This window comes from Chryseobacterium sp. RR2-3-20 (genome assembly GCF_017808115.1).
Taxonomy (GTDB): domain Bacteria; phylum Bacteroidota; class Bacteroidia; order Flavobacteriales; family Weeksellaceae; genus Chryseobacterium; species Chryseobacterium oryzae.
The window spans coordinates 13,338-29,570 of sequence record NZ_JADQBD010000003.1; the positions used below are offsets into that span (position 1 = coordinate 13,338).

The window sequence follows — 16,233 nt, forward strand, 5'->3', positions numbered from 1 at the left end:
ATTTCGGATGAAAAACGCTCTGTTTCTTTTATTTTTAATTCCACTCTTCAGCAATTGTCAGACAGATAAAACCGCTGTTTCGAAATATCCTGCTCATGTGGGAAATGTAGAATGGGATAAAAAATTAGATGATCCAAATTTTAAGAAATATTTATCCGAAGGATCTTATTCTTATCAGTATTATAGCGGAGGTTCATCGGGTATTCAGTACAAAGGAGAGAAATTAGAAATTCTCCGAAAGTTTGAGAAAGAAAACATACATAGTTCAAAAGATGTTAACGGCTATGTTACCATAAGATTTGTTGTAAATTGTGAAGGAAAATCCGGAATCTTCAGAATGAAGCAGATGGATGAAAATTACAAGGAAACACAGCTGGATTCGAAATTAACATCCCAAATTCTTTCTTTTTCTAAAAATCTAAATGGCTGGATTCCCAAAGAGATAGACGGAAAAAAAGTAGATTATTACCAATATTTAACCTATAAAATAGAGCATGGAAAAGTTTCAGAAATACTACCTTAGCCTTCTCGTACTGGTTATTTATTCTAATCTTCAGGCACAGGTTAACTGCAATACAATGCAGAATGACAACTGTAAAAAGGCCTGCGAGATGTATAATTATTGGGAAGAATATGGGCAGGGAACCCAAGAATCTCAGGAAGGTTTTGATGAAGCAATAAAACTATGTCCCACATTTTCTAATTTATATAAAGAAAAAGCAGTTCCTTATCTTAAAAACGGAGATTTTATCTCTTGGAAAATACTAATAGATAAAGCTGTAAATCTCGACCCTAAAATGAATTTAGGCTACAGAGGTTGGTGCAAATACCAGTTTCTGAGAGATTACAAAGGAGCTATTGAGGATATTGAGGCTTTAGAAAAATTATATCCCAATGGTTATTTAGGCTATTCTCAAAATGGAGATTACGAATTGCATATTGCAAAAGCGATTTGCTATTCCGCTTTAGGGCAAAGAGAAAAAGCGGTCTCGATTATAGAAAACCGGTTGGCGAAAAAAGACCATACGGTTGGTTTTTACGATTATTACCAATTGGGAGTTACCTATTTTGAGCTCGGAAAATACGATAAAGCCTTAGAAAATTTCGAAAAGCAAAGCAAACAAAATGATTTTGCCGAAAATATATATTATAAAAGTAAAGTTTCGAAAATCAGAAATAAAGATTATTTAGATTTAAAAAAGTTAGCTTTAAAAAGCTATGACGAGGGTAAAACCATGAAAGATGGCTATACTCATCACTTCAACAAAGTTTACAGAGCTCAGATTGAAGAGCTGTAAAAATTTAAATCTAAAAAAATCAAAATTATGAGCAACGAGCTTCAAAATATAAAAAACCGCTTCGGAATCATCGGGAATTTCCCTGCATTAAACCGAGCATTAGAAAAAGCAATACAAGTAGCACCAACCGATATTTCGGTACTTGTAATTGGAGAAAGTGGTGTGGGAAAAGAATTTATCCCAAAAATCATTCATTCAGAATCCAAAAGAAAACATCAGCCTTACATTGTGGTAAACTGTGGTGCAATCCCGGAAGGAACTATTGATTCCGAATTATTCGGTCACGAAAAAGGGGCATTTACAGGAGCTACGGCAACCAGAAAAGGATATTTTGAGGTTGCCGATGGCGGAACCATTTTTCTTGATGAAGTGGGCGAACTGCCTTTGCAAACCCAGGTGCGTTTACTGAGAGTTTTAGAAAGCGGAGAATTTATGAAGGTAGGATCTTCTCAAATTCAGAAAACCAACGTAAGAATTGTTGCTGCAACGAACGTGAATATGATGAAGGCAATTCAGGATGGGCGTTTCCGTGAAGATCTATTTTACCGTCTGAACACCGTGCAGATAGATATGCCGCCTTTGAGAGAAAGAAAAGGAGATATCCATTTACTTTTCAGAAAATTTGCGATAGATTTTGCCGAAAAATACAGAATGCCGGAGCTTGAACTGGAGCCAAGTGCCGTTCATTACATTGAAAATTATTCTTTCCCAGGAAATGTGCGCCAGCTGAGAAATCTGGTGGAGCAAATGACAGTAGTGGAAAGAGACCGAAAAATCTCTGTTGAAAAGCTTGCGGAATACATCCCGATGGATGCACATCTACCAATGGTAGTTACGCAACCCAATACCCCGAAGCAAAATGATTTTGGAAGTGAAAGGGAAATCATGTACAAAATTCTCTTCGATATGAGAAACGATATAAATGATTTAAAATCCTTAACTTCGGAACTCATTAAGAACAGAGGCAATTCGGATCTGAGCAATCAGGAGAAAAATCTAATCAGCAGAATTTATACTCCTGAAGCAACTCCTCAGACGGCAAGTCCCAACTCTTTATTATACTTTGAAAATAATAATAACGTAAGCAGTCAGAATCTTCAGAATCCTACAATTATTTCGAATCCTGAAGATTCTTACGAGGATTTTGAGGGTATTGAAATTGAAGAAAACAAGCCGGAATCTCTATCTTTACAAAACAATGAAAAAGATTTGATTGTAAAAGCTTTAGAGAAGCACAACGGCAGAAGAAACCGTGCTGCAGACGAACTTGGAATTTCGCAACGAACCTTGTATAGAAAAATAAAACAATATAATCTGGAAGAATAAAAATTTAATTTTATGAATACACACATTACGGCTAAGCCCATCGATTTTAAGTTTGGTGACTATATCAGTAAAGGATTTGATTTATTGAAAAATAATTATGGGGCAGTTTTTTTGGGTTTTCTTACAACAATAGTTATGAGTATCATTCCTTTTTGTGGTCTTTTAGCTCTTGGAAATTATCACAAATATTTAAGAAAAATAAGTAAGAACCAGAATGCAGCCGCAGGTGAAATATTTGATTTTAAGGATTTTATGCCCTACTTCATTTTGCAATTAATCATCTTAGCTGCAGTATTTGTAATGTATATTCCCATAATTATTATTATAGCGATAACTGGTGGAGTTAATGAATATTATAACGGCGGAGGTTCAAGCTTTCCGTTCATCTTATTTCCCCTGATGGCGATTATGATCTTCTTTTTATATTATCTTTTGCTTAAAGCTTTTTATATCGTTCCTTTGATAAGTCTTAAAGGTATTACTGATATTAAAACTGCATGGAATACTTCTAAAGTAATGACTAAAGGTAATTTAATCATGATTTTATTATTCAGTTTTGTTATAAGTTTTTTATCTCAAATTGGAATTTTAGCTTGTGGTATTGGTGTTTTTTTCACCTTACCTTTAATATATACATGCAATCATATTGCCTACGAAGATGCTCTTCAGCAGATTGAATATGATGAAATTAAAGAAATAGGTACACAAGAATTATAATAAAATGAATACGCTCAAAAATCTTTTAATTTTAATGGTATCTGTAGGGTTACTCAATTCCTGCTACACCTTTACAGGTTCTTCTCTGAAAGATGAAAAAACAGTTCAGATTAACGAGTTTCCCAACAATGCAGCTTTGGTAAATCCTGCATTATCTCAGCAATTTTCTACGGATATTCAGAACAGGTTTTTACAGCGTACCACTTTAAAAGGAACCAAAACGAATCCCGATATTTTAATTGAGGGTGAAATTACAGATTACGGAATTACTCCTACAACCATTAGTTCTTCAACGCAGCAGACCAGTGCGGGAACTATACAACAATCTCAGAATAAGCTTACGATTACTGTAAAAGTGCGTTACGAAAACAAACTGCATTCTGAATTAAGTTTTGAAAGAACCTATGTGGATGAAGCCGTTTTCAACAGTAACTTATCCCAGAGCCAGATCGAAACTTCTCAGGTAAAACTGGTAACAGACAGAATTATTAATAAAATTTTCAACGACATTGTCGCTAACTGGTAAGATAATGAATAACAGAGTTTTAGAATTATTAAAAAATCCAAAAATTATTCAGCCAGAAGATTTGAATCTTTTGAAAGAAGAAATTAATTCTTTTCCTTACATTCAGAATATCCGTGCATTGCATTTGTACGGAGTTCATCTTTTCGATAAAGAAAACTACCAGAAAGATTTATCTACCACGGCTGCCTATACAACAGACAAGAAAATTCTCTATCAGCTAATTAACGGAAAGCCACAGCCAAAACAGGAAATTCAGACAAAAGAAATTCCGGTGGAAGATATTAAAGAAACTGAGAACATTCTACCACAGGAAGAAAAACCTGCAAAACATGATTACGAAGCGGTTTCCGAGTCTTTAATTACCCCTAAAGCTGAAATAAAGACAGTTATTGTAAACGGAGAGCGAAACAGAATTTTATATGAGGGAGAAGAAAATTTCCTGAATGAAGAAAATTCCGAAAAAATAGATTTAGAATCTACCATAGAATCTGGCGTAATTGTTACCCAAAAGGCAGAAAGTTCTCCAATTTCATCATCAACTGAAGAAATTATTGTTGATAAAAAAGAAGAAGAATTACCTGAAGAAAACGAAACTGAAAAGAAAGATTCTGAAAAATTTAATGAAAATTCTATCACAGAAAATCTTAACATAGAAACGGTAATTGATGAAAGCACAATAATTTCTGAAAAAGTTTCGGAAGAAATAGATAATGAAGCCGAAACCAGCTTTATAGAAACCGAACCTTTTGAGCCTCAAAAAAAGAATGTAGAAGATGTTGAGGAAATTCATGTAGAAAAAGAAGAAGCCCAAGAACCGCTGAATGCAGAAACTATTGTTGATGAGGATAAAATAGAGAGTCCGAAAGTTGAAGAAGAAATTCAGGACGATTCTCAGCTAAGTTTTCACGGAACAGAATCTTTCTTTCCAAATGTGAAAATTGAAACTGCTCAACCCAATCAAGAGGTAAAAACTGAAGAGAAAAAACCTTCTGCCAATAAATACGAAGATGAAATGCGCCGTCTGATTGAAGAGGTTGAAAAAAAGATGAAATCTCAAAAAAAGACAGAAACGGAGACGGATAAAGAAGAAAGCATTTTACATTCCGGAAACGAAATCAGTTTCTCTGAAACTCAAGATTTTGTTGTTGATTTTTCGCCGAAAGAGGAAAAAGAAGACGTAATTGAAGAGCCTTCAACAGAAGAAATTTCTTCGGATAGTAATAAAATTGACGAAGAACCTATTGCAAATACTTCCTGGAAACCCATGAGTCTTGAAAGCAGTTTGCCCGATTCTTTAATAGATAAAAAAGAGAGTCAAGAAAAGACCGTTGAAAAGATCATTCCAGAAGAGAAAACCTCTGAAATTACTCCAAATAAAAGTATAGTGGAAGAGCAACCTCAGATTTCTAATGAAGCAAAAGAGGAAACGGCTGAAGAAGAGAAAACTTTAGACGAAAAAGAAACTGAGAGTGAAGCTCCTGTAATGAATGTTTCGTTTTTCGGATCTGAAATCTCTTCATTGCCTATCAATAACAAGAAAAATGCTGAAGAAAGCGTTGCTCTAAAAGAGGAACCTCTAAAAGAAGAATCTGTAAAGAAAACGGAATCGATTGACAGTAATGTTCCGGGCTTCATCAATACGTGGCAAAGCTGGCTTAAAATAGACCGTACAGAAGAAATTTTAAAAGATAAAACAGCAACAAAAAATAAAGCTATTGAATCTTTTATAGAAAACAACCCAAAAATCAGCCAATTAAAAGATGAAGTAAGTTTTACGGTAAAAGAGAAAACGGACGATATTTCTCATTTGATGACCGAAACTCTCGCAAACCTTTATATTGAACAAAAGCTGTATACTAAAGCGATAAACGCTTTTCAGGCACTTATCCAAAAGCATCCCGCCAGAAAAGATTATTTTGAAGGTAAAATCCAGGAAATAAAGGATAGCAGAGGAAAAAACTAAGAGTAAATTTATTACCAGAATAAAAATGAAGCCCGAAATTAATAATTTCGGGCTTCTTTAATCAAATCGATATGCAAAGGTTGAATATCCAATAAAAATATAGCTGCATGATGATCATCATCATTTATCAGCCATCAATAATACTTAGGAAAGCAGCTTTTTAGCCATTTCGGAAATACTTTTTCCATCAGATTTTCCGGCTAAATTTTTTGAAGCTATTCCCATAACTTTACCTAAATCTTTTACAGATTCGGCTCCGACTTCAGCAATAATTGCTTTCATTTCGGTTTCCAGCTCTTCAGCAGAAAGCTGTTTAGGTAAAAACTGCTCTATCACTTTCATCTGAGCTTCTTCTACTTCCGCAAGATCGTTTCTTCCCTGTGCAGCAAACTGATCAAAAGAATCTTTACGCTGCTTTACCATTCTCTGAAGAATGGCAATTTCCTGTTCTGCAGAAACTTCTGCTCCTAAAGCTTCTGTTTTTAATAATAATATTTGAGATTTTACAGCACGAAGAGAGTCCAAAGCTATTTTATCTTTAGCTCTCATTGCTGTTTTAATCGCTTCGTTTATGGTATTTTCTAAACTCATAATTTTTGTATTAATGTAAAAAGTACAATGTATTTATGATTAAAATATAAAACGATTCTGATATATCGTAAATACATTTTACGTAAATACATGAGTACAATTCTTAATCTACATCTTTATTTAAAAATCTGTTTTCTCTAATCTGCATATTTCCGTTGTTATCAGAAAGATACGTGTTGATGTTTTGGTCTGATGCGTTACTTCCGTCTATAGAAATATTTTTTCTCTTGAAAGCCGGTACAGATTCAAAATCATTAACTACATCGAAATTTTGGTAACGGGAATTAAACTCTTTCAGTTTATTTCTTCTTTCCGTTACACGCTCCTGATCTGCAGGTTTGCTTACAAAAGTAAATTCGCTTTCTGTCTGGACAGATGTTTCAGAATGGAACTCTACAGTATTTTTTGGCTCTTCTTTTACTTCGAAAGTGTTCTGAACTTCTACCGTTTTTTCTTCAATGATACTTGTAAAAGTTTCTACTTCATTTTTTGGCTGTCCAAAATCATTTTTCGGTTCGTTTACGGGCTCATTTACAGTGAAGCTGAATTCTACAGGCTTTTCATCGGAATACACTCTGGAAAAATCATTGCTTTTTGGCTCTTCTTGTTTATTTTCAAAATCGAATGTGAAAGATTGGGTTTCCAAATCGTTATCTGCTTCTTCATCAAAAGAAAAAAGATTGTAGGCATCATCCTGAGAATCATCACCTTTCCAACTTTGAGCCGGATTATCTATTGTATCGTGATCTCTGTCTGAAAATTTGACTTCTGTTTTTACATCTTCATCCTCAACAATCATTTTTTTTTCATTGGAAGAAACCTTGAATTGTGGTGTATCCTGCTCTTCATCGTCTAATCTGAAAAGATTTTTTCCTCCAAAATCATATCCCTGCTCCACTTCTGTTTCTCTTTCTTCTTTTGTTTTGAAAGGCGAAGTTTTTGGTGCATCCAATGCATCATTCAAACCTATTCTGATTTTTTCAGTAGGTCCGGCAAATTTTTTATTATCATTAGAAAACCCCGTTGCAATAACCAATACGCTTACTGCATCGCCCAATTCTTCATCTGCACCTACACCAAAGATAATATCCGCAGTGTTTCCTGCTTCTTTCTGAATATAATCCATGATAATACCGATTTCGTCCATAGTAGCTTCTTCGGCACCACTTCGGATTAATAAGAGTACATTTCTTGCTCCGGTAATTTTGTTGTCGTTCAATAATGGAGAATCTAATGCTTTTCTTACCGCTTCTTCAGCTTTATTTTCGCCTGAAGCCATTCCTGTCGACATTAATGCCGTACCGGAATTCTGAAGCACAGATTTAGCATCTCTAAAGTCAATATTCACATCAAAATAACCTGTAATAACTTCTGCCATTCCTTTTGCGGCATTTGTTAAAACTTCATCGGCTTTCGAGAATCCCTGTTTAAAGCCTAAATTCCCGAACTGCTGTCTTAATTTATCGTTATTGATGACAATTAGAGAATCAACATTATTTCTCAGTTTTTCAAGACCATTTTCTGCCTGCTCCAGTCTTCTTTTCCCTTCAAAACTGAAAGGTACGGTAACAATTCCTACCGTAAGAATCCCCATATCTTTGGCAACTTTGGCAATTACGGGAGCGGCTCCGGTTCCGGTTCCACCGCCCATTCCTGCAGTAATAAAGACCATTTTGGTGTTTTGTCCCATGGCTGCTTTAATGTCTTCTATACTTTCAATAGCAGCTTTCTCTCCTACTTCAGGATCTGCTCCTGCTCCAAGACCTTCTGTAATGGTAACTCCCAACTGTACTTTGTTGGAAACAGGGTTATTGTCTAAAGTTTGGGCATCTGTATTGCAGATAACGAAATCTACACCGTGAATTCCTTTTTCGTACATGTGCTTCAGCGCATTGTTACCGCCGCCACCTACACCGATTACTTTTATAATTGATGAATTTCCTTTTGGCAAATCAAATGAAAATCCTTGTGTACCTATATTTTCCATGCTTTATTTTTTTATAATTGATAATTGATTAATGATATTTGATAATCATTGATCGCATATCATTCATCATTTATATTTTTATTCTACTTCTTCAAAGAATTTTTTTACTTTCTCCATTAAAGACTGTCCAAATGTTGGTTTAGACGGTTTTGCAGGCTGCTGAACCTTCACTTCCGCTTTCATTTCATCTACAGCAACAATCTGTTGGGAAACCGTAGTTTCGTTTATTGTTTGCTGCTGTTCTTCTGCTTTAGCTTCAACCTTGGTTTCAATAATTTCTTCAATAACGCTAGTTTTCTTATCTCTGATTTTCAAACTCTCCATTAGCAACCCGATTGAAGTGGCAAATTCCGGCCCTTTAAGATACTGATTTTTATCGTTGGCAATATACTCATTTGCAAAACCAATTCTACTATCGAATCCTGTGGTATAATTTGCAAGCTGACGAAGATGTTTCAGATTAGAACCACCACCGGTAAGTACAATTCCTGCAATCAGTTTTTTCTTTTGTTCGAAGGCACCATAAGCTTTTAATTCGGTGTTCACCATTTCTAGAATCTCCTCAACTCTTGCATTAATAATCTGTGCTAAAGTTTTAAGAGAAATTTCTTTATCCGGTCTTCCGTGAAGCCCCGGAATGGTAACAAATGTACTGTCTTTCTCCAATTCCGGAACCGCTGAACCAAATTTTACCTTTAATTGCTCTGCATGTTTTTCTATGATTGAACAGCCTTCTTTAATATCTTCGGTAATAATTCCTCCACCATAAGGAATTACACAGGTATGACGGATAATATTATCTTTAAAAATAGCAATATCTGTAGTACCACCACCAATATCTACAATGGCAACTCCTGCTTCTTTTTCTTCTTTGGTTAAAACAGCTTCTGAAGATGCCAAAGGCTCCAAAGTAAGTGCTTCCATCTCTAAACCGGCTTCTCTTACACATCTTGCGATATTTCGGATGCTTCCCATTTGTCCTACAACCACATGGAAATTGGCTTCCAAACGTTTTCCGTGCATACCAACCGGCTCCTGAATTTCTCCTTCAGAATCTACCTTATATTCCTGAGGAAGAACATGGATAATTTCTTCTCCCGGAAGCATAACCAGTTTTTTAACCTGATCTTTTAACGCTTCTATATCATCATCGGTAATAAATTTATCCGGATGTTCTCGCATAATGTAATCGGAATGCTGCAAAGAACGGATATGTTTACCTGCAATTCCTACTGTTACTTTCTTTATGGGAACACCTGCGCTAGACTGTGCTTCGGACACAGCCGCTTTAATTGAATTAATAGTCTGCGAAATATTATTCACAATCCCTTTGTGTACTCCAAGACTTTTGGCTTTACCAACACCGAGAACTTCTATTTTCCCGTGTGCATTCCTCCTTCCGACAATGGCGACAATTTTTGTTGTCCCAATGTCCAGACCTACTGAATACTCTTGATTTTCCATTGCTTATATTGATTTGATTTTTTTATTCTATTTTAACTTTTCCTTTTGGCTTTACCGTAGATTTTTTTTCTTTCGGTTTTGCTTCAGTTTTAGGCTTTGCAGCCGTTTTGGGTTTTTCTTTTTCTTTTGCTTTCGGAAGTGTTGAACTTACCTTCTTCTCTTCCTTTTTGATACTTATTTCAGGTTTTTTTTCCTGAAGTGAAGTTGCAACGGGAACTTTTGCCAAATCTTTGTGCCCAGCTTTCAGAATACTGTCGTTCTCTTTAAAATAAGGATTTAGCGTAGTTACTATCTGGTTCTGATATTTTACAGAAATCATTTTATATTTCTGCGGATCCTGATAAACCAGATATTTTTCTACAAATGTTTTAAATCCTTTTACTTTAAAATCTATATTATCTAAATCTCCAATTTCCACTTTGTAATTTCCTTCACTGGTAAGAAGGTTGTAATCGTCATTATTATCTCTGGAAATCCCGATAAAATATTTTTTACTGAATTCATCCTTATCAATTTTCTCTACCAGTTCTGCCAGTTTTTTATATTCTTCTTTACCGACATTGCCCGTTACCAACATACAGGGATGAGAATAGGTTTTTGAAATCGGAAACTCTACCCCTTTTTCGTCTACATAAAAATCTTTTCCGTTTTTATTCAGTCTGAAAACCGGAACTCTCTGTTTAATGTCTAAATTGAGTTTTCCATTCAAGTTAAGATAAACATTTGCACTGTCTACCGCAGGGAGTGCATTAATCTTCTTTTCCAGCTCTGGAATGTTAAGATCTCCAACTTTTCTTGAAGGATTTTCTTTATTTACAATCTCACGGATGTCTTTTTCATCAATAAAATATACCGGAGTTTTCTCATTCATTTTTACAGATATTTTATTGTCTGTAATCTTCTGACTGCTGAATTTCTTCAACGAGAAACTTAGCAGAAAACCAAGAATGATTACTGTAATGGCAATTTTTAATATTCTGTATTTATTTTTCATATTTCCTGTACAATGTAAAAAGTACAATGTACCTATGTATTTGTTTTATTATTTTTTTATAAAATTTCTCTACGCTGTACTTTCTATACTACAGTTTGCATAGAGCTTAACCATTCACAAATCGGATCATATAGTGTATCTATATTTCCTGCCCCTACCGTGAGCAAAATATCAAAATCTTTCTCTTTTATCTTATTGAAAGCATCGGATAAGTTTGAAATTTCTTTTTTATCCAAAGTCACTTTTTCCAGCAGCCAATCTGAAGTGATCCCCTCAAAATTCTCCTGAAGTTCTCTTGCCGGATAAATATCAAGCAAAATTAATTCTTCGGATTTACTCAGGCTTTCAGCAAATCCATCTGCAAAATCTCTGGTTCTGCTGAATAAATGCGGCTGAAAAACCACCAATAATTTTTTATCCGGGTAAAATGTTTTTATTGAACCTACCACCGCATCTATTTCTGTGGGATGATGTGCATAGTCATCAATATAAATTTTTCCACTAGGATAAATATGTTTGGTATATCTTCTTTTAATTCCTTTAAAATTGGCAATCGCCTTCTTCAAAGTTTCAAAATCTACTCCTAAATTGTACAAAATAGCAATGGCAGCCGTTGCGTTTTCTACATTATGAATTCCCGGAATTTCCCACACAAAATCTTTTACTGTTTCTGTCGCCGTATGAAAATCAAAATAAATCTTATCATGATCCATCCTCAAATTATCCGAAAAATAATCTGCTTTTTCATTTACTGCATACGTATTATGTGCTCTTCCGATTTCAATTCCTTTTCTTACAAAAAGCTTTTTATCTTCAGGAACCAAAGCCGCAAACTGTCTGAAACCTTCCTCAATGGTATTTTTGTCGCCGTAGATGTCCAAATGATCTGCATCTATTGACGTAATTACCGCCCAATCCGGAGAAAGATTGAGGAAGCTTCTGTCATATTCATCAGCTTCAACTACAGAATACCGATTTCCATTATAAAGAAAATTCGATTTAAAATTCTCGGATATTCCACCTAAAAAACATGAAAACGGCAAATCTGCTTCTTTACACAAATGCGAAACCAAAGTGGAAGTGGTGGTCTTACCGTGGGTTCCTGCAACTGCGATGCAATCTGTATTTTCTGTAATTAAACCTAAAACTTTTGCTCTTTTTAAAACTTCAAAATGATTTTCATTAAAATAGTCTAAAATCCCCAGTTTTTTAATTGCCGGTGTATAGATGACCAATGTATTTTCTTTCTGAAGGGATGTGATTTTAATATCAATAACATCTTCAAAAACAATATCAATTCCCTCATTCATTAAAGTCTGAGTGAGTTTGGTGTTGGTCTTATCATAGCCTAAAACTTTTTTGCCCGAGGCATGGAAATAGCGCGCCAAAGCACTCATCCCGATACCTCCGATTCCAACGAAGTAAAAATTTTGATATGTTTCTAAATTGTTCATTTTCTTTGTATTAATGTATTCTGTAAAATGTATTAATGAAGTCATAAATGCATTTTACATTGTACTTTTTACAGTTTTTTTAAAATCTCATCTACAATCTCTTTTGCCGCATTTGGTTTGGCAAAATATTTCAGATTTTCAGACATTTCTTTTCTTACATTTTCATTTTCGCAGATTTCTGATAAAGTAGTCCAGAATTTTTCTTTCATTTCTGAATCTTTAACCATTCTTGCTGCATTTTTTTCAACCAGATTCATTGCATTTTTGGTTTGATGATCTTCCGCCGCAAAAGGGTAAGGAACCAGCAAAACAGGTTTCTGTGCCACTGCCAATTCTGAAATGGCAATCGCTCCGGCTCTCGAAACAATGACATCTGCAGCAGAATAGGCAGTTTCCATATCTTTGATGAATTCTTTCAACTGAATGGAAGCTGGAAGCTGGAGATAAGAAGATAAATCTTTATAGTCCAAGGTTCCGGTTTGCCAGATCAATTGATAGCCTTTTTCTTTCAGGTTTTCTAAATTGAGTTTCCAGCCGTTGTTTAATGTTCTTGAACCTAAAGAGCCGCCCACCGATAAAATTGTAAGTTTATCCTTATCCACTCCCAATTTTTCTTTTGCCTGATCGGTTTCCTGCATTCCCGAAACAATATTCTCCCGAATAGGATTTCCAAGGAAAAAAACTTTTGAAGTGGGAAAGAATTTCTCCATGTTCGGATAAGCCGTAAAAACTGCTTTTGCTTTTTTTCCGTTGGCCATATTGGTTTTCCCCGGTAAGGAATTCTGCTCCTGAATAAAAGTAGGAATTCCCATTTTTGCAGCCATAAACAATGCCGGACCGCTTGCGAAACCTCCGGTTCCAACTGCGAAATCTGGTTTAAAACTTTTTATAATTTTTTTAGCTTTAAGCAAACTCGAAATAAGTTTGAATGGCAAGCCAATATTTTTAAGCAAATTTCCTCTGTCGAAACCTGCGATATTTAATCCTTCTATTTTATAGCCGGCCTGCGGAACTTTTTCCATTTCCATTTTCCCGTTGGCTCCGATGAACAAAAATTCTGCATCGGGAAATCTTCTTTTGATTTCGTCTGCAATAGCGATTGCCGGGAAGATGTGTCCTCCTGTTCCGCCTCCGGATAACAATACTTTTAGTTTTTTGTTCATACTTTTTTATTATTGATAAATGATTATTGATAAGCGATACGAGAATCAATTATATAATATTATTCATCATTTATAACTTATGCTATATCGTTTATTTCTGCTACGCTTTGTTTTTTCCCCAACCCTTCTTCATCATAAATCTGAATTCTTGAACTTATATTCAAAATAATTCCCAACTGAATATAAGTAACCAACATAGATGTTCCTCCATAACTTATCAGTGGCAGCGGTTGTCCCGTAACCGGTATTAGATTTACCGCAACGGCTATGTTTACAGCCAATTGGGTAAAAATCATCACACCGAGACTCAGAACGAGCAATGAGCCAAAAAATGCAGGCATTTTACTGGCAATCATTACAATTCTTACAATCATAATGAGGTACATACTGATAAGAAATCCGGCTCCAATGAGCCCATATTCTTCAACAATAACTGCAAAAATAAAGTCTGATGCAGATTGTGGAAGCATTTGTTTCAGTGCAGATTTTCCAGGACCCATCCCCGTAATTCCACCATGAACAATAGCTGCTTTTGCCTGCATAACCTGATAGTTTTTTGCCTTAACACTTTCATCATCAACATCTGCAGATTTTGCCTTGCTGGAAGTAAATGTTTCTATACGGCTCATCCATGTATGAACACGGTTTCCACCAATAATGTTGGTATTTAAGGCAATAAATAAAAACAGCATAATAGCAACAAAGGATGCAGAGATAAATCCTGCAATATACTTCCAGTTGAGCTGCCCGATAACCAAAACGATTACCGATACCATTAAAATCATCAATGCAGTAGAACCATTGTCTTTTGCCACCAAAACGAAAACGAGCAATATGGGACCGAAAATGTACAGTACATTCTCAATAGGCAGTCTTTCTCTCGTTATTTTCTTAGTTAAATATCTGCACAAATAAATAATCAGCATTAAAAAAGCAAAAGACGAAGGCTGAAAAGAAATGGGTGTCCCCGGTATTTTGAGCCATCTTGAAGCACTCGCTCCATCAATAGTTTGACCGGTAAACATAGTAACAATCAGCAAAATAACCATAAGCCCAAGCATAATAGTGCTGAGCTTGCCCATATACTCATATCTTACAGTCCCTACCAGTCTCATGATTCCTAATCCTAAGATTACAAAAAACATGTGCTTCATTACGTGACCGGTTGTGGTTCCGTTATTAACAATATATTCTAAGTTTGAACTGGCAGAATATACCGGGAAAATAGAGAAAATGGAGATCACAAGAATGACCATCCAAAGTACTTTATCGCCCTTTAGAAATTCGAATCTGCTTTCTGTATTCTGTTCGTTCATATTTTTTTTTTTTTGGGGGGGGGGTGGAAAATATTTTACACACCCGAAATTTTACAATTATTTTACAATTATTTTAAAACTTGTTCTTTAAACTGTTGTCCTCGGTCTTCATAGTTTTTAAACAGATCAAAACTTGCACAACATGGTGACAGTAAAACCGTATCTCCGCTTTTAGCCAAAGATTTTGAAACCTCTACCGCTTCCTGCATACTGGATGTACTGTAGATTAACTCTTTTTTATCTTTAAAGAAATCTATAATTTTTTGATTATCAATTCCTAAACAGACAATAGCTTTTACTTTTCTTTTCACCAGATCTTCCACCTCTGTATAATCATTTCCTTTGTCGGTTCCGCCTACAATCCAAATGGTGGGATTTTTCATGCTTTCCAGAGCATAATACGTTGCATTGACGTTGGTTGCCTTACTGTCGTTAATGAATTTTACACCATTAATTTCAGTTACAAATTCTAATCTGTGCTCAACTGCCTGAAATGTCATTAATGAATTTCTGATACTTTCATTATTGATTTGCAATATTTTACCGGCAATAGAAGCGGCTAAACTATTGGCAACATTATGGTTTCCCAACAAAGAAAGCTCATCTATTTTCATAGAAAACTCATCTTTCAGTTTTACCACAATTTTATCTTCTTCTACAAAACCTCCTTCCGGGAGTTTTTCGTTTGTAGAGAAAGGAATCATTTTCGCTTTAACTTCAAATTTTTCCAGAATGCTTTTACTCATTTCGTCATCTTTATTATAGATGAAAAAATTATCATTTTCCTGATTTTCAGTTATTCTGAATTTTGCCAATGCATATTCTTCGTAGTTGTAATTGTACTGATCCAAATGATCTTTAGACAAATTCAGCAGCAGAGAAATATACGGTCTGAAGTTCTGAATATCATCCAGTTGGAATGAACTTACTTCCAACACATAATAATCGTGGTTTTCATCCGCCACCTGCTTTGCGAAACTGTAGCCAATATTTCCTCCAAGACCAACATTAAGTCCATCATTTTTCAGAATATAGTAAATGAGTGACGTTGTTGTAGTTTTTCCGTTACTACCGGTAATGGCAATTATTTTGGCATCTGTAAATTCTGAAGCAAATTCAATTTCAGAGGAAAGTCTTATTCCTTTTTCATGAATTTTATGGATAATGTCTGCTTTTTTAGGAATTCCAGGGCTTTTTATAATCCAGTCTGCATGGAGAATTTGTTCTTCATCATGGTTTTCCTCTTCAAAATCGATATCATTTTCTGCTAAAAACTGTTTGTACTGATCTTTAATAGCTCCCTTGTCTGAAAGAAATACTTCCAGACCTTTCTTTTTAGCTAAATAAGCAGCACCACAACCGCTTTCGCCTCCTCCTAAAACAACTATTTTCATAAATAATCTTTTTGTAAAATGTAATTGTAAAACGTACGAT

14 protein-coding genes are annotated in these 16,233 nt (G+C 35.0%); 6 read left to right on the forward strand and 8 right to left on the reverse strand.

The annotated features are described in order from the left end of the window. Positions 1-7 precede the first annotated feature (7 nt). Genes IV513_RS01170 through IV513_RS01195 form a run of 6 tightly spaced genes read left to right on the forward strand, consistent with a single transcriptional unit; the run spans position 8 to position 5,830 of the window. Positions 8-523, forward strand: coding sequence for a hypothetical protein (locus IV513_RS01170; RefSeq protein WP_209388686.1), 516 nt, complete (start codon positions 8-10; stop codon positions 521-523). Next, positions 495-1,298 carry a tetratricopeptide repeat protein gene (locus IV513_RS01175; RefSeq protein ID WP_209388687.1) on the forward strand — a complete coding sequence of 268 codons (804 nt, stop codon included), beginning with the start codon at positions 495-497 and terminating at the stop codon, positions 1,296-1,298. The genes IV513_RS01170 and IV513_RS01175 overlap by 29 nt, the downstream gene beginning before the upstream one ends. A 27-nt stretch (positions 1,299-1,325) precedes the next feature. Further along, positions 1,326-2,624 carry a sigma-54-dependent Fis family transcriptional regulator gene (locus IV513_RS01180; RefSeq protein ID WP_209388688.1) on the forward strand — a complete coding sequence of 433 codons (1,299 nt, stop codon included), beginning with the start codon at positions 1,326-1,328 and terminating at the stop codon, positions 2,622-2,624. A 12-nt stretch (positions 2,625-2,636) separates the two neighbouring features. Next, the gene (locus tag IV513_RS01185; protein WP_209388689.1) at positions 2,637-3,341 is read left to right on the forward strand and encodes a hypothetical protein; all 705 of its coding nucleotides are present in this window, start codon (positions 2,637-2,639) and stop codon (positions 3,339-3,341) included. Positions 3,342-3,345: 4 nt separating this feature from the next. Then, positions 3,346-3,867, forward strand: a complete 522-nt coding sequence (locus IV513_RS01190; RefSeq protein ID WP_209388690.1) for an LptE family protein — start codon at positions 3,346-3,348, stop codon at positions 3,865-3,867. A 4-nt stretch (positions 3,868-3,871) separates the two neighbouring features. Then, on the forward strand, positions 3,872-5,830 hold the full coding sequence (locus tag IV513_RS01195; RefSeq protein ID WP_209388691.1) for a tetratricopeptide repeat protein: 1,959 nt from the start codon (positions 3,872-3,874) through the stop codon (positions 5,828-5,830). A gap of 144 nt (positions 5,831-5,974) precedes the next feature. Here IV513_RS01195 and IV513_RS01200 read toward each other — a convergent pair whose 3' ends face one another. From IV513_RS01200 to murD, 8 genes are all read right to left on the reverse strand, one after another. Then, positions 5,975-6,421: a GatB/YqeY domain-containing protein gene (locus IV513_RS01200; protein ID WP_209388692.1), complete on the reverse strand. Its 447-nt coding sequence runs from the start codon at positions 6,419-6,421 to the stop codon at positions 5,975-5,977. A gap of 103 nt (positions 6,422-6,524) precedes the next feature. After that, positions 6,525-8,408, reverse strand: a complete 1,884-nt coding sequence (gene ftsZ / locus IV513_RS01205; protein WP_209388693.1) for a cell division protein FtsZ — start codon at positions 8,406-8,408, stop codon at positions 6,525-6,527. A 78-nt stretch (positions 8,409-8,486) separates the two neighbouring features. Beyond that, positions 8,487-9,872: a cell division protein FtsA gene (gene ftsA, locus IV513_RS01210; protein ID WP_209388694.1), complete on the reverse strand. Its 1,386-nt coding sequence runs from the start codon at positions 9,870-9,872 to the stop codon at positions 8,487-8,489. A gap of 22 nt (positions 9,873-9,894) precedes the next feature. Beyond that, positions 9,895-10,866 (reverse strand): cell division protein FtsQ/DivIB, encoded by a 972-nt coding sequence (locus tag IV513_RS01215; protein WP_209388695.1) that lies wholly within the window; start codon positions 10,864-10,866, stop codon positions 9,895-9,897. Between the two features lie 83 nt (positions 10,867-10,949). Next, positions 10,950-12,320 (reverse strand): UDP-N-acetylmuramate--L-alanine ligase, encoded by a 1,371-nt coding sequence (gene murC, locus IV513_RS01220; RefSeq protein ID WP_209388765.1) that lies wholly within the window; start codon positions 12,318-12,320, stop codon positions 10,950-10,952. A 68-nt stretch (positions 12,321-12,388) separates the two neighbouring features. After that, positions 12,389-13,483, reverse strand: coding sequence for an undecaprenyldiphospho-muramoylpentapeptide beta-N-acetylglucosaminyltransferase (murG, locus tag IV513_RS01225; RefSeq protein WP_209388696.1), 1,095 nt, complete (start codon positions 13,481-13,483; stop codon positions 12,389-12,391). 77 nt (positions 13,484-13,560) lie between these two features. Further along, the gene (locus tag IV513_RS01230) at positions 13,561-14,799 is read right to left on the reverse strand and encodes an FtsW/RodA/SpoVE family cell cycle protein (RefSeq protein WP_209388697.1); all 1,239 of its coding nucleotides are present in this window, start codon (positions 14,797-14,799) and stop codon (positions 13,561-13,563) included. 68 nt (positions 14,800-14,867) lie between these two features. Then, a complete protein-coding gene (gene murD, locus IV513_RS01235; RefSeq protein WP_209388698.1) occupies positions 14,868-16,193 on the reverse strand; it encodes a UDP-N-acetylmuramoyl-L-alanine--D-glutamate ligase in 1,326 nt (441 codons plus the stop codon). Between the last annotated feature and the right edge of the window lie 40 nt (positions 16,194-16,233).

What these genes read in the sequence shown, in the direction of transcription:
- IV513_RS01170 (WP_209388686.1), top strand. Translation starts at nt 8, where the DNA reads ATGAAAAACGCTCTGTTTCTTTTATTTTTAATTCCACTCTTCAGCAAT.
- IV513_RS01175 (WP_209388687.1), top strand. Translation starts at nt 495, where the DNA reads ATGGAAAAGTTTCAGAAATACTACCTTAGCCTTCTCGTACTGGTTATT.
- IV513_RS01180 (WP_209388688.1), top strand. Translation starts at nt 1,326, where the DNA reads ATGAGCAACGAGCTTCAAAATATAAAAAACCGCTTCGGAATCATCGGG.
- IV513_RS01185 (WP_209388689.1), top strand. Translation starts at nt 2,637, where the DNA reads ATGAATACACACATTACGGCTAAGCCCATCGATTTTAAGTTTGGTGAC.
- IV513_RS01190 (WP_209388690.1), top strand. Translation starts at nt 3,346, where the DNA reads ATGAATACGCTCAAAAATCTTTTAATTTTAATGGTATCTGTAGGGTTA.
- IV513_RS01195 (WP_209388691.1), top strand. Translation starts at nt 3,872, where the DNA reads ATGAATAACAGAGTTTTAGAATTATTAAAAAATCCAAAAATTATTCAG.
- IV513_RS01200 (WP_209388692.1), bottom strand. Translation starts at nt 6,421, where the DNA reads ATGAGTTTAGAAAATACCATAAACGAAGCGATTAAAACAGCAATGAGA.
- ftsZ (WP_209388693.1), bottom strand. Translation starts at nt 8,408, where the DNA reads ATGGAAAATATAGGTACACAAGGATTTTCATTTGATTTGCCAAAAGGA.
- ftsA (WP_209388694.1), bottom strand. Translation starts at nt 9,872, where the DNA reads ATGGAAAATCAAGAGTATTCAGTAGGTCTGGACATTGGGACAACAAAA.
- IV513_RS01215 (WP_209388695.1), bottom strand. Translation starts at nt 10,866, where the DNA reads ATGAAAAATAAATACAGAATATTAAAAATTGCCATTACAGTAATCATT.
- murC (WP_209388765.1), bottom strand. Translation starts at nt 12,320, where the DNA reads ATGAACAATTTAGAAACATATCAAAATTTTTACTTCGTTGGAATCGGA.
- murG (WP_209388696.1), bottom strand. Translation starts at nt 13,483, where the DNA reads ATGAACAAAAAACTAAAAGTATTGTTATCCGGAGGCGGAACAGGAGGA.
- IV513_RS01230 (WP_209388697.1), bottom strand. Translation starts at nt 14,799, where the DNA reads ATGAACGAACAGAATACAGAAAGCAGATTCGAATTTCTAAAGGGCGAT.
- murD (WP_209388698.1), bottom strand. Translation starts at nt 16,193, where the DNA reads ATGAAAATAGTTGTTTTAGGAGGAGGCGAAAGCGGTTGTGGTGCTGCT.